This is a genomic window from Flavobacterium sp. LK-23 (assembly GCF_058135255.1).
This window is the reverse complement of sequence record NZ_JBYUVT010000007.1, coordinates 26,771-40,655: the sequence shown is the minus strand read 5'-3', so window position 1 is coordinate 40,655 and position 13,885 is coordinate 26,771. Positions and strand designations below refer to the sequence as shown.

Here is a 13,885-nt window from a genome sequence, read left to right as displayed (position 1 = left end):
AACTATGAAAGCAGACTTAATTTTATTCAACGGGAAAATTCATAGTTTCAACGCTGAAACTCCAAACGTTACAGCTGTTGCCATAAAAGACGGAAAATTTATTGCAGTAGGAAATGACAGCGATATCATGGATTTTGCATCTGAGGAAACCAAAATAATTGATCTTCAGAATAAAAGAGTTGTTCCTGGAATCAACGATTCGCATATTCACCTTATTCGAGGTGGATTAAATTATAATCTTGAACTACGTTGGGATGGCGTTCCTTCGTTGGCAGATGCGCTTCGAATGTTGAAAGAGCAAGTAGATCGCACTCCAAATCCGCAATGGGTTCGTGTCGTTGGCGGTTGGTCAGAATTTCAGTTTGCAGAACGAAGAATGCCTACCTTAGAAGAAATCAATGCGATTGCACCCGATACTCCTGTTTTTATTCTGCATTTGTACGACAGAGCGATTATGAACAGAGCAGCGCTGAGAGCCGTTGGTTACAACAAAAATACGCCTGCACCTCCAGGAGGACATATTGAACGTGACTCCAACGGAGAACCAACAGGACTTATTATTGCGACTCCAAATGCAATGATTTTGTATTCGACTTTGGCTAAAGGTCCGACGCTTTCTTACGAGCATCAGATTAATTCGACGCGTCATTTTATGAAAGAATTGAACCGTTTCGGAATTACAAGCGTTATTGATGCTGGAGGTGGATTTCAGAACTTTCCAGATGATTATAAAGTGGTTAACGAATTGAACGAAAAGAAACAATTGACCGTAAGAATTGCCTACAATCTTTTCACTCAAAAACCAAAACACGAATTTGAGGATTTCTCCGATTGGATTGACACCGTAAAATTATATCAAGGAAACGATATGTACCGTCATAACGGAGCTGGTGAAATGTTGGTTTTTTCTGCAGCCGATTTTGAGGATTTCCTTCAACCAAGACCAGATCTTCCTGAAAACATGGAAGCTGAATTAGAAAAAGTAGTTCGCCTTTTAGTAGAAAATCGCTGGCCTTTTAGACTTCACGCGACTTATAACGAAAGCATTACAAGGTTTTTGAATGTTTTTGAAAAGATCAATCAAGATGTTCCTTTCAACGGACTTCCTTGGATTTTTGATCACGCAGAAACGATTGACGAAAGAAACATCGAACGTGTAAAAGCTTTGGGAGGTGGTATTGCAGTTCAAAGCAGAATGGCCTATCAGGGGGAATATTTCACCGATCGTTACGGAGCAAAAGCTGCCGAAAACACGCCGCCAATCAAAAAGATGATTGAAATGGAAGTTCCTGTTGGTGCAGGTTCAGACGCTACACGCGTAAGCAGTTACAATCCGTGGGTTTCTATGTATTGGATGACCGTCGGAAAAACTATTGGAGGATTGCAATTATACAATGAAACCAGATTGAACAGACAAACTGCTTTAGAATTGTACACCAGAGGAAGCGCTTGGTTTTCGCAGGAACAAACTAAAAAAGGAGATATTAAAGTGGGAATGTTTGCCGATTTAGTGGTTTTAGATCGTGATTATTTTACCATTGACGACGAAGACATCAAAAAAATCGAAGCCGATCTAACGATTGTGGACGGAAAAATTGTGTATGCTAATGGAGATTTTTCTTCATTCTCACCGCCTCACATTCCGATTTTGCCAGATTGGTCGCCAACCAACATTTATAACGGATATCCTGCGAGAAGCAGTTTCCAGAGTGCAATTGAAAAAAATGCAAAAGCAGATGCAAAACCAAAACTGACTTCACAAATTCACAGCTGCACCGGAAGTTGCGATGTTCATTTGCACAATCACGATGCTGCGAGAATGAGCAATGTTCCAGTAAACAATTATAACGCATTCTGGGGCGCTTTGGGCTGTTCTTGTTTTGCTTTCTAAATTTTAAAAATATGATCGAAATTATAAAACAAATATTGAATTCCGATTTAGGAAATTCATTCAACAACGCAGCGCTTTTAGCATTTAGAGTGCTGCTGGCGATTGAGCTCTTTAGGGTACATGGAATGAAGAAATTCAGAGTTCAAAATGGAGAAAAAGAACACGTTCCAAATCCGTTGCATTTGCCCGAAAAATTAAACGGTTTAGTTGCAACATTTTCAGATACTGTAATTCCGTTTTTCATTATTCTTGGACTTGGAACACGTCTTGCCGTTCTCCCAACAATTGGTGTAACTGCAATTGGGTATTTCGTGGTTCATAGAAACGATTCACTAGAAGTGCGTGACGTTCCATACATGTACACTTTATCTCTACTATTGCTTCTTGCCCTAGGCGCAGGAACGTATTCACTTGATTATTATTTATTATCGTTACTAAACAATTAATTTTTAACACATAGAAACATAGTTTTTTGAAGCGAGTAAAAAGGCGTTTCACTTGCATGAATACTCATAGCTTTTTCAACTTTGTCAAAGTTCTCGCAAAGAACTATGTTTTAGAAACTAGTTTCTTTCTTTATTCTTTTCCAAAAACAAGAAAAATCTATGTTTCTATGTGTTAATTTAATTACCCTCAACATAAATATTATTTACTAAACCTAATTTAAAAATGAAAACAAACATCGGAATTAAGCAAGAAAACATCTCAAAAATTGTTGATGTATTAACTAAAATTCTTGCAGACGAATTCGTACTTTATACCAAAACAAAAAGAGCGCATTGGAACGTTGAAGGCCCAGATTTCTACAACAAACACCTTTTCTTTGAACAGCAATACGACGCCATTGACGAAATTGTAGACACGGTTGCAGAAAGAATTAGAGCTTTAGGCCACTATACTCCAGCGACTTTAAAAGATTTTCTAGCGCTGACACATTTAACAGAAGAATTAAAAGAGAAAAACGACAGTAATGGTTTTATCAAAGAATTGCTTTTAGATCACGAAAGCATTATTATTTATCTTAGAGAGAATATTAATCCTATTGCTAACGAATGGCAAGATGCAGGAACTAGCGATTTTATCACCGGTCTTGTAGAAAATCATGAAAAAATGGCATGGATGCTTCGTGCACATTTAAACTAAAAACAAATTATGGAAATTCAACAAAAAAATATTTGGTACGTAACCCTGCTTCTTACCATAATAGCAGGGTATTGCGATACCGTAACTTTTGTCGCAGCCGATTCGATATTTTCGGCGCACGTAACAGGTAACTTTATCGTTTTTGCCTATCAGATTGTAAAAGGTTCAGACCTTCATGCCTGGGTAAAACTGCTTACTTTTCCTGTTTTCATTATTGCGGTAATTACAGGAGGAAGAATTGCGCTAAAAGCAACCAATCGCTACACCATTTTATTTTGGGAAGGCATAATATTGGTTTTAAGCGGTATTGCATCATACGTTTTTGGCTATTTGCAAAACTTCGAACAATGGACCATGTATACGGTTGCTATGACAACAGTTTTTGCAATGGGGCTTCAGAATGCTTTTGGAAAACTTTATGCTAAAGAAACCTACGGACCAACCACTATGATGACAGGAAATGTGACCCAAGCTTCTCTTGATTTAGGAAGTTTATTAAAAAATGGGTTTAAAGATGCAGAAGTTCTTTTAAGTTTTAAAAAACAGTTTATAACCTTAATCGGATTTCTTGTTGGATGTTTTCTAGGAGCAGTTGCAGGAAAGTTTTTCGGATTAGGAACTCTAATTCTACCCGGAGCAGCCATGATTATTTGCTATTTATACCACCGAAAAAGCTAGTTAAACCCACATTTTCGGATTGCAGATTTCTGATAATATAGTATCTTTAAAAAATGATTTTAGTTCCCTTTTCTCAAAAGGGAATTCTAAAATCGATCCAAAAAGAAATTTCTAAAAAACTCCAAATTCTTGGCTATTCCTGAAAATTCTGAAATTATACAAACAATGTAATGAAGGAGAAACTACTAATTGTTGAAGATGAATTTATAGTTGCAAATGATTTAAAAATCATGCTGCATAAAGCGGGTTATCAAGTTGTTGGTATTGCTGCCTCAGTAGCTCAGGCTCGAAAATTAATCGAAGAAAAAAGCCCTGACTGGATTCTGTTAGATATTATTTTAAAAGGCCAATTGACTGGAATTGATCTCGCTTGGGAACTTCGCCAAAAAAATCTGCCCTTTCTATATATTTCAGCAAATACCAATCAAAGTACACTTGAAGCTGTAAAAGCTACACATCCGTACGGTTTTATGGTAAAGCCTTTTAGAGAAAAAGATCTTGTGGTCATGCTTGATATTGCCAGATATCGATTTAATCAAGAAAAAGAAGATTTGGCAGCGGCTTATGTGAGTCCAGAAACTCAAGAAATTCAAGGAATTATTGGTCAGAGTCCTCTACTAAAAGAATCCATTGAAAAAATAAAAATTGTAGCTCCAACTGAAACTTCTGTTTTAATTTTAGGCGAAAGCGGTACAGGAAAAGAAAGAGCAGCAAACGCCATACACGAACTTTCGGCACATAACTCACATCCGATTGTAGTGGTAAACTGCGCCGCTTTACCTCAATCTTTAATAGAATCTGAGCTTTTTGGACATGAAAAAGGCGCTTTTACAGGTGCCAATGCGTTAAGAATCGGTAAATTTGAGCAAGCCAATAACGGAACTATTTTTCTAGATGAAATTGGAGAATTACCTCTTGACTCTCAAGTTAAATTATTACGAGTTCTTCAAGAAAAAGAAATTCAGCGTCTTGGAGGCAATAAAACAATTAAGATTAATGTTCGCATTGTAGCGGCCACCAATAAAATTCTGGAAAAAGAAGTTGCAGAAGGCCGCTTTAGATTGGACTTATATTACAGACTAAATGTGTTTCCGATACAATTGCCTTCTTTAAGAGAACGAAAAGAAGATATTGAAATGCTTGCTACTTATTTTCTGAAAAAATATGCCACAATTTCGAGAAGAAACGTAAACAGTATAAGCGCAAAAGCCTTAGAACAATTAAAAAATTATAGCTGGCCAGGAAATATACGCGAATTAGAACATTTGATTGAAAGAAATGTACTTCTCGCCAAAACAAACGAAATTGAAAAATTTGATTTATCTTCCATTGCCCCTATTGTCTCTTTAGAAATCGGTACAGATAAAATAAAGTCGATGGAAGAAATGGAAAAAGAACATATTATGAATGCGCTTCAAATGTGCAATGGCAAAGTTTCGGGTATCGGCGGCGCTGCCGAACTTTTAAAACTGCAACCGCAGACTTTGTATTCAAAAATGAAAAAATTAGGTATAAAACAAGGATATAATTAAATTTTATTTAACCGCAGATTTAACCGCAAAGCTCGCTAAGGTTTACGCAAAGTACGCTAAGTTTTGATAAAGATTAATTGAAAATTAAAAGTACGCAAAGGCTTTATGTAGACAAAGTTTTATCCGCACAAACCTTTGCGAACTCAATATTTAGATCTAGCTTAAGTTCTTTAAAAAAAATCTTAGCGAACTCTGCGTAAATTTTTTGCGCAATCAAAAGCTAAAAGACTTAGCAAACTTTGCGGTTAAATTTCACAAGCTATAAAAAACAAAATATATGGAAACAATAAAACTAGAATTAGACGAGAAAAAACATGGTGCTTTTAATCTCTATGTAGATGATAAAAAACTAGGAGAAATGACTGTAAGCATTAAACCAGATTTACTGACGGTTTACCACACAGGAGTTGAACCAGAAGCAGAAGGAAAAGGCTATGCTAAGAAACTTTTAGAAGAAATGGTCTCTTATGTACGTGCCAATAACCTGAAAGTTTTACCGCTTTGTCCTTACGTTCACGCGCAATTTAAAAGACATCCGGACGAATACGAAGATATCTGGAAGAAATAATTCTTGATAAAGTGGAGTAAATCTGATGACCGATTTTTCTCTCGCAGATTTAGCAGATAATGCAGATTCTTTAAAATCAAAATCTGCTAAAATCTCTTTAAATCTGCGTGAAACATTAATTCGCTGTTCTAATAATTTAAAACAAAAAACTATGAATACAGATATTTTAACAGATGGTATTCCTTTAAATGAAGCTAAAAAAGCCCTGATTCTAATTCACGGACGCGGTGCTAGCGCTCATGATATTCTTTCGATTGCAAAACATCTTAAAGTAGATGACTTTGCATTGGTTGCGCCTCAAGCAGAAAATAGAACTTGGTATCCGTATTCGTTTCTAGCTCCTTTGAACGAAAACGAGCCATCCTTTTCAAATTCATTAGAAGCCATACATAAAGTTGTGGTCGCTATACAGCAAAACGGAATCGAAAAAGAGAATATTTATTTCTTAGGCTTTTCTCAAGGTGCTTGTCTTGCTTTAGAATTCACTACAAGAAATGCTGCAAAATATGGCGGTGTCGTAGCTTTCACAGGCGGATTAATTGGTGATCAAGTTTATGAAAATCATTATTCAGGAAACTTCGAAAACACACCTGTTTTTATCGGAACAAGCGATCCCGATTTTCACGTTCCTGTAGAAAGAGTCAATGAGACTGAAGCGCTTATGGAAAAAATGGGCGCAGATGTTACTAAAAAAATCTACCCAAATATGGGACATACGATCAGCCAAGACGAAATAAATTGTGCCAACGCATTAATTTTTAATAAAAAATAATGATTACGATAACTCGTGTTTACAGCGATGCCAATGGAGAAAGTCATTTTGAAGACTTTGAAGTTCCGTTGAAAAACAATGGCGATATCGGATTTTTATCTGATGATGAACCTGTCAAATCTATCGTTTTTAGAGAAGTTAGTCCTTCTTACGATTACGATTTTCATAATGCTCCAGATCGCCAATACATTGTTTTGCTGGAAGGAGGCGTAGAAATTGAAACTTCATTAGGAGAAAAAAGAACATTCAATACAGGCTCTATTTTATTGGTAGAAGATACTACAGGAAAGGGTCACAAAACCAAAAATATAGAACCTAAACTGAGAAAATCTATTTTTATAAAGTTGGTTTAAATAGTTTCAAGTTTCAGGTTTCAAGTTTCAGGTTCAAAGTTTCAAGTTCTGTCGAACTTTGTCAAAGTTTAAAACTTTGACAAAGTTTTACGCTGTCAAAAAAATCAATCCAAAAAATGCTCTTTTTTAATTCCTAGCTTCTTCATTCTAGAAGTCAATGTTGTAGACGGCAAACCGAGTAAAACAGCTGCGCCCTGCGGACCTGAAATTCGTCCGTTGCATTTTTTTATGACTTTTAGAATGTGCTCCTTCTCTACTTCTTGAAGGGTTTTGGTATAAAATTCATTGACTAAAGTATCTGGGCTAGCCATTACAATTTCAGGAAAAATCATTTCTTTGATCTTTTCATCTTTGGCAAACAAGATGCTTCTTTCTACCATATTTTCTAGCTCACGTACATTTCCAGGCCATGCGTTAGTCATCATACTGTTGAGTACTTTTTTAGAAAACCGTTTTACATTTCTTCCCATTTTTGTGGCATGCTTTTCCAAGAAAAAATGTCCCAAAACCGGAATATCTTCTTTACGGTCGCGTAAAGCAGGAAGCTTTATCGGATAAACATTCAATCGAAAATATAAATCACTTCTAAAACGCTCGCCGTAAACTTCTTTTTCAAGTATTTTATTGGTTGCGGCAATCACTCTCGCATTCACTTTTATGCTTTTGTTTCCGCCAACCCGTTCAATTTCCTTTTCTTGCAAAACACGAAGCAGCTTACCTTGCAATTCTAATGGCAGCTCTCCTATTTCGTCTAAAAAAATCGTACTGTTTTCGGCTTGCTCAAACTTACCAATTCTTTGTTCGGTTGCTCCTGTAAAAGCGCCTTTCTCATGACCGAATAATTCGCTTTCGATTAAATTTTCAGGAATTGAGGCGCAATTTACCTTAATCATTTTTTGGTTGGAAACTTCAGATAAATTATGAATTGCACTAGCTACAAGTTCTTTTCCTGTTCCTGTTTCTCCCAAAATTAAAACCGTAGAATTTGAAGAGGCTCCTTGAGCAATCAATTCACAAACGTCTTTCATAGCATCGCTAGTTCCTATAATTCCGTGAAAACCTTCCTTTTTCTGAATGTTTTTTTCTTTCTTTCCTAAAATATTTTGCTTCAATATTTGCAACTCAGCAAGCGTATCTTCATTTTGCTGCGTCAGCATAATGTTTCTCACTGTAATAGAAAGCTGCATCACAATTCCTTTCAAAACGCGATTCGATTCTCTGCTGAAAGTTTTAGCATTTTTAAAAAAAAGAAAAAGCACATTTCGATTTCCTTCTATATAAGGAAGCCCAACTCCAAACGCATTTTTAGAGCCTTTTTTATAAATGCTCTTAATGTAATCTGGATGCTTTGAGTTTGATAAATCGAAAGAAACTATATCAGCAGAATTAAGGCAATCATCAAAAAAACCATCATTTATAGCATAACTTTTTGAATCTACATCTTGATCTGTTGAATGAAAAATGAAATAATCTCCTTTGCTTTCATCAGAAGAAGCCAAAATAAAATCATCAAATTGGAAGTTATCTTTTAATATTCCGTTCACAACAGATTCTAGTTCCTTTTTGTTTAAAGCCCGAGAAAGTGCTGTACAAATAGACATAATAATCATTTGTTCCTTTTCTCTTTCCTGCAATCGGTTTATTGCGATCGCAGCTTTATCTATAGGCTTTTCCATAAACGGTATTTATTGCGGTATTTTGGCGGTGATAGCGTAAAAATAAGGAATAGCATTTAGTAAACAAGTATAGATTTTCTAAATATGCCATTTTTAAATCATAAAATTACGATATATCGTAGGTTCTAAAATCTTGTACTTCTCCCAAAGCCTTGTTTTGAAAGCCTTTATTAAATCGGAATGTTATTTGATTTGCTTTTGATGTTTTCAAAAAACAGTGCGTTTTTATTTCTTAATCTAGGTTAATCGATGCAGAAGCATAACCGCCGTAAATTTGTAAAAGAAAAATCAATAACAATTTAATATAAAAAATACCATGGAAAATAAAATTTTAGGCTTACACCATATTACTGCAATTGCAGGTGACGCTAAACGCAATTTTGACTTTTATTCAAAAATTTTAGGATTAAGATTCATTAAAAAAACAGTGAACTTTGACGATCCAGGAACGTACCACTTTTACTTTGGTGACGAAGTAGGAAGCGCAGGAACTATCTTAACCTTTTTCCCTTGGGGAGCCGGAATTCAGCAAGGAAGAAAAGGTTCTGGAATGGCAACTGAAATTGGATATTCTGTTCCAAAAGGAAGTCTTGATTTTTGGCAAAAACGTTTCGAAAAATACAACGTAATTTACAATAAACCAGCTGAAAAGTTTGGTGAAAAATATTTGACTTTCTTAGATCCAGACGGATTAAAATTGGAATTAATCGAATCTAAAACAGACGATAACAGAAAAGCTTGGGAAACTGACGAAGTAAAAGCAGATGTGGCTACAAAAGGTTTTCATAACATAACTTTGACTTTAAACAACGTTAAACCAACTGCGGCTATCTTAACTGATATTTTTGGTTATAAATTGATTGACCAAGATGTAAACCGTTACCGTTATGCTACAGATGCTGTAGAAAATGCTTCAATTGTTGACTTGGTAGAACTACCGGAAGAAAAACGCGGTTTAAATGCAAACGGAACTGTTCACCACGTGGCTTTCCGAGTACCAAACGATGAAATTTTAATGAAATTCAGAGAAAAAATCGAAGACTACGGATTGCAGATTACTCCGCAAATTGACAGACAATATTTCCACTCTCTATATTTCAGAGAACCAGGCGGAGTTTTGTTTGAAATTGCAACAGATAATCCTGGATTTACAGTCGACGAAAGCTTAGAAGAATTAGGTCAAAACCTAAAACTTCCAGCTCAATACGAATCTCAAAGAGCTGCTATTGAAGAGCATTTGGTTAAAATTAATTAATTTAAAAATAAAACTAGGGTTAATCCCGAAACACACAACTATATTTTGAAAAAGCTGTCCTGAATGGGATGGCTTTTTTTATTTGTTATATTGAAGGGGTTTATATCTTTTTATAGGAAAACATTTTATATTTGGGTAATCTAAAAAATGAGTTGGATTAGGATTACCTGCCCAATATAAAAAATGAACCTAACACGCATTTGTATTAATCGCAATAAAAATGAACCTAAAAACAATTCAACATCACAGATATGAAAAGGGACTTCCACAAGAAGGAAATTTTATACTCGGACAAAAAACTGGCTCCAATATTTTTGTATATCAGGCATTCAATGATAGCATTGCAGATTATGCCATAAAAAATCAAAAATTCGGAGGAACAGATTACAGCTTCGAAAGAATGACGTGGATAAAACCCAATTTTTTGTGGATGATGTACAGAAGTGATTGGGCAGAAAAAGACAGCAACCAAAGTCGAATTTTGGCCATTGAGATGACTTTTGAAGGTTTCGAAGAACTTCTTGCTTATGGTGTTTTGACAAGCTACGACGAATCATATGGAGATGAATCAACATGGCGAGAAAATCTAAATAGTAGCGATGTAAGAATTCAATGGGATCCAGACCACAATTTTAAAGGAGAAAAGCTAAAACGTAGAGCCGTTCAAATCGGAATTAAAAATGAGGCGTTACAAAAGTTCAACAACGAGTTCATAAAATCAATCCAAGATATTACTGCTTTTGTTAAAGAACAAAAAGCGAAAATTGATAGCGGAGACGAATGGTTTTACGCAATGAATGAATCCATAATTGAAGTCAACAGCGCTTTAAAAAAGAAATTTTCAATTCTTGAAGCATTTCGCTCACCATTTGTAGAAGGAATAATTTCAGAATTTAACCATAAAAAGGCAATCAACCAAGCAGATTTTGAGAAATTGCTAATTTACAGTGACCAACCTGAAAGAAATGAATTTGTTGGTTATGTCAAAAATTACAAAAATACCGAACTATCAAGATATCTATTAAAAACCGCTATTGCTTACAGAAGAGATGATGAACTAGGAGAATTTGATTGTATGTGTGAAGACCTTTTAACGTTTAGTTACTTTGCTAGTAAAAATAAAGAGGCAATTGATCTCCATTTAATTTTAGAAGCTAAAATGGTTGATTTTGACACTTGGTGTGGATTTGATGGTGAAATGATTTTTTATCCATTGGGTCTTCAACCAACAAAAGAGTACATAGCAACGAATAAGGATTTTCTGGTAGAAAATGTTGAAGGCTTTGCGCCCCAAACAGCCGATTATTTTATTGAATCTTTTAGTGAAGAATATGTGTATAATCAAATTCATAGTAGAGCGTTTTGGTATTTTTGATCAAAAAACATGTAACAAAAAAGCCATGCAAGAATTACAATTTAAAAAGAGATAAGTGCATTCGCTCAAAAAGTATATGAAATGATTATAAAAAAAGCTGTCTACATTCTAGACAGCTTTTTTTATAATCGTTTCATCACATAATTCTTTTTCGGAGCAATAAATTATCTATAAAAATGTTTTTTAAACACTTTTAAATCCCTTAGTTTTACTCCTCCAAACAATCCTAAACATGAAAAAAGTAATTTTCTTACTTTTACTAACTTTCTTTACCGCAACCACTTTTAGCCAAAACGAAACCAATAAACTTAAGCTTCAGAAAGATAGATTGATGCTGCATAATGTCGCTATTTATCTTCGGAACGTTAATCAAGGTTCGATAGATATTGACAGCGCGATGATTTTGGCTAGCAAAGCACACAAACTTCCGTACACGCTTGCCAATGATGAAGGTTTTAATGACGGATCTAACTTTCCCGGAAATAATTTAATTACCAATAATTACGCTCGTGGAGCAGAATTGCTATTGCCAAGATTAAATACAATCGATCAAATTAGACTGTCCTTGCAAATTGGGAGCTTTTACCTTTTTAAAGCTGGCACAAAAAAAGAGGATCTAAAAAATGCGCTTTTGTATATTAATAAAGCCCAAAAACTGGCAGAAAAATCCAAAATTCAAAAGTGGCATTTTCAATCCAAATATCTTCTTGCCAAATATTATTACCAAGCAGACAAACCACAACTCAGCAGCACCATTTTTTCGCAACTGGTTAATGCCGCAAGAAAAACACAAAACGAACAAATACTAGCAGAAGCTATTGACAATCAAGGTACGTTTATGCCAGATAGCAACAAAGAAAAAGCAGTTATTCTGGCTGAGGCTTTGGCTATTTATAAAAAATTAGGCAACAAAGAAAAAGAGCTTGAAACCTATATGAAAATAATTCCGGTTCATTTTTGGACTGGTAAAATGAAATTGGCCAGACAAGAACTCCTTACAAGTCTTAATCTTCAGAAAAAAATTGGTTTTCTATACACACAATATACCGAAACGACTATTTCGTATATCGATTTATTCAACAATAATTTTAAAGATGCGCTATATTACGCTTTAAGGAGCGTTAGCTCAATGGAGAAAACAAAAGATTATGCTTTTGCAGATAGTTTTTACATACGCCTCGGCAATATTTACAACAGCACGGGCTATTATGATGATGCTATTAAATTTTATCAGAAAGGAATTGAATACAATCAAAGAGAAATTAATGCGGGGACTTGGTACAAAAGTTTTTTTGGTTCTGTAAGGGCATTAATGGATAATTCTAAATATTCAGAAGCATTAAAATATCTGGAAAGCAACTCTAAAAAATACCCTCCAAAAAATGATTTGGATAATATGATCCTGAATCAGCTTAAGGCGCGCTGTTATGAAGAATTAGGAAAGTTGAAAGAAGCAGAAGCTTGTTATGAAAAACTTGATTTTTTTGCAAAAAAACTAAATTCAGCAGAAACGCGCAAAGATGTCGCGACCTGTACTTCGATTATGGCGCTGTTTTATGTCAAAATTCATAAGCCAAAAAAAGCAGAAGAAATAACTAATCGCATTCTTACTACAACTCATCATACAGAGGGTTTTAACCGTTATGTTCTGGAACTTACTTTATTCAAAATTGATTCCTTAAATGGAAAATATTTCTCTGCGATCGAACACATGAGAAACTATACTCGAATTCAAGATTCGATGGATAACATGCGTAAAAACCTTGATTATGAAAATTTGAAATTCAAGTTTGAAACAAGTGCCAAAATTCAAAATATAAAATCTTTAAAACAGCAGACCGATCTTCAGAAACGTGAATTGCATTCGTCCAAACTTTTAAATATAATCTCTATAAGCAGTTTATTTTTATTGCTGATTATCATTATTTTATTGTACAACAGAGCCAAAATAAAACAGCGCAGCACGAGCCGACTTCAGTTAAAAGAAAAAGAAATTAAGCTTAAAAATGTAAAATTGGAGCGTTTGGTCGAAGAAAAAGAATGGCTTTTGAAAGAAATTCATCATCGGGTAAAAAACAATCTTCAAACTATCATTAGTCTGCTTAATTCTCAATCTTCTTATTTAAAAGATGATTTGGCGATTTCTACCATAAAAAACAGCCAAAACAGAATTTATGCGATGTCATTGATCCATCAAAAACTATATAAGGAAGACAACGTTTCTATGATTGATATGCCCGATTACTGCAACGAATTGGTTGAGTATCTAAAAGAGTCTTTTAATGCCGAATACATTCATTTTGAAGTGAAAATTGATGCGATCGAATTGGATATTTCGCAAGCTATTGCATTGGGTTTAATTATCAACGAAGTAATCACCAATTCGATAAAATATGCTTTCAAGGATACCGAAAATTGCATTATCAGACTTTCATTATCTGAGATTTCAGAAAACTGCTATAAGTTATTTATTTCTGATAATGGAATCGGCATACAGGATATTGTAGAGTTGCAAAATAGCAATTCGTTCGGAATGACACTTATAAACGGCTTAAGCAATACACTTGAAGGAGATTTAGCGATTAAAAATGAAAATGGACTTAGCTTTGAGTTAGTATTTAAAAAGGAATTTAGATAAAAAA

At 34.7% G+C, this 13,885-nt stretch carries 12 protein-coding genes; 11 read left to right on the top strand and 1 reads right to left on the bottom strand.

Annotation, left to right across the window (positions count from 1 at the left end; genetic code table 11):
* The first annotated feature begins 4 nt into the window (after window positions 1-4).
* The 8 genes from AC3Y25_RS12405 to AC3Y25_RS12370 all read left to right on the top strand — a co-directional run bounded on the left by AC3Y25_RS12405 (window position 5) and on the right by AC3Y25_RS12370 (window position 6,937).
* Window positions 5-1,891, top strand: a complete 1,887-nt coding sequence (locus tag AC3Y25_RS12405; RefSeq protein WP_202002167.1) for an amidohydrolase — start codon at window positions 5-7, stop codon at window positions 1,889-1,891.
* An 11-nt stretch (window positions 1,892-1,902) separates the two neighbouring features.
* Complete coding sequence (locus AC3Y25_RS12400; protein WP_489902951.1) at window positions 1,903-2,337, top strand: DoxX family protein; 435 nt, start codon at window positions 1,903-1,905, stop codon at window positions 2,335-2,337.
* A 223-nt stretch (window positions 2,338-2,560) separates the two neighbouring features.
* Window positions 2,561-3,034 carry a Dps family protein gene (locus AC3Y25_RS12395; RefSeq protein ID WP_379799661.1) on the top strand — a complete coding sequence of 158 codons (474 nt, stop codon included), beginning with the start codon at window positions 2,561-2,563 and terminating at the stop codon, window positions 3,032-3,034.
* 9 nt (window positions 3,035-3,043) lie between these two features.
* Window positions 3,044-3,712, top strand: coding sequence for a YoaK family protein (locus tag AC3Y25_RS12390; protein ID WP_482501331.1), 669 nt, complete (start codon window positions 3,044-3,046; stop codon window positions 3,710-3,712).
* A gap of 170 nt (window positions 3,713-3,882) precedes the next feature.
* Complete coding sequence (locus AC3Y25_RS12385; protein WP_489902950.1) at window positions 3,883-5,244, top strand: sigma-54-dependent transcriptional regulator; 1,362 nt, start codon at window positions 3,883-3,885, stop codon at window positions 5,242-5,244.
* Between the two features lie 277 nt (window positions 5,245-5,521).
* Entirely contained in the window at window positions 5,522-5,812 is a 291-nt protein-coding gene (locus tag AC3Y25_RS12380; RefSeq protein WP_095929144.1) for a GNAT family N-acetyltransferase, read from the top strand.
* 151 nt (window positions 5,813-5,963) lie between these two features.
* On the top strand, window positions 5,964-6,584 hold the full coding sequence (locus AC3Y25_RS12375; RefSeq protein WP_379799653.1) for an alpha/beta hydrolase: 621 nt from the start codon (window positions 5,964-5,966) through the stop codon (window positions 6,582-6,584).
* A complete protein-coding gene (locus AC3Y25_RS12370) occupies window positions 6,584-6,937 on the top strand; it encodes a cupin domain-containing protein (RefSeq protein WP_202002145.1) in 354 nt (117 codons plus the stop codon). The genes AC3Y25_RS12375 and AC3Y25_RS12370 overlap by 1 nt, the downstream gene beginning before the upstream one ends.
* Window positions 6,938-7,041: 104 nt before the next feature.
* Here AC3Y25_RS12370 and AC3Y25_RS12365 read toward each other — a convergent pair whose 3' ends face one another.
* On the bottom strand, window positions 7,042-8,613 hold the full coding sequence (locus AC3Y25_RS12365; RefSeq protein ID WP_489902949.1) for a sigma-54 interaction domain-containing protein: 1,572 nt from the start codon (window positions 8,611-8,613) through the stop codon (window positions 7,042-7,044).
* Between the two features lie 316 nt (window positions 8,614-8,929).
* On the opposite strand from AC3Y25_RS12365, the gene AC3Y25_RS12360 reads away from it, so the two are divergent.
* From AC3Y25_RS12360 to AC3Y25_RS12350, 3 genes are all read left to right on the top strand, one after another.
* Entirely contained in the window at window positions 8,930-9,868 is a 939-nt protein-coding gene (locus AC3Y25_RS12360) for a ring-cleaving dioxygenase (protein WP_489902948.1), read from the top strand.
* A 220-nt stretch (window positions 9,869-10,088) separates the two neighbouring features.
* On the top strand, window positions 10,089-11,243 hold the full coding sequence (locus tag AC3Y25_RS12355) for a DUF4291 domain-containing protein (RefSeq protein WP_489902947.1): 1,155 nt from the start codon (window positions 10,089-10,091) through the stop codon (window positions 11,241-11,243).
* A gap of 232 nt (window positions 11,244-11,475) precedes the next feature.
* The gene (locus AC3Y25_RS12350) at window positions 11,476-13,881 is read left to right on the top strand and encodes a histidine kinase dimerization/phosphoacceptor domain -containing protein (protein ID WP_489902946.1); all 2,406 of its coding nucleotides are present in this window, start codon (window positions 11,476-11,478) and stop codon (window positions 13,879-13,881) included.
* Window positions 13,882-13,885 lie beyond the last annotated feature (4 nt).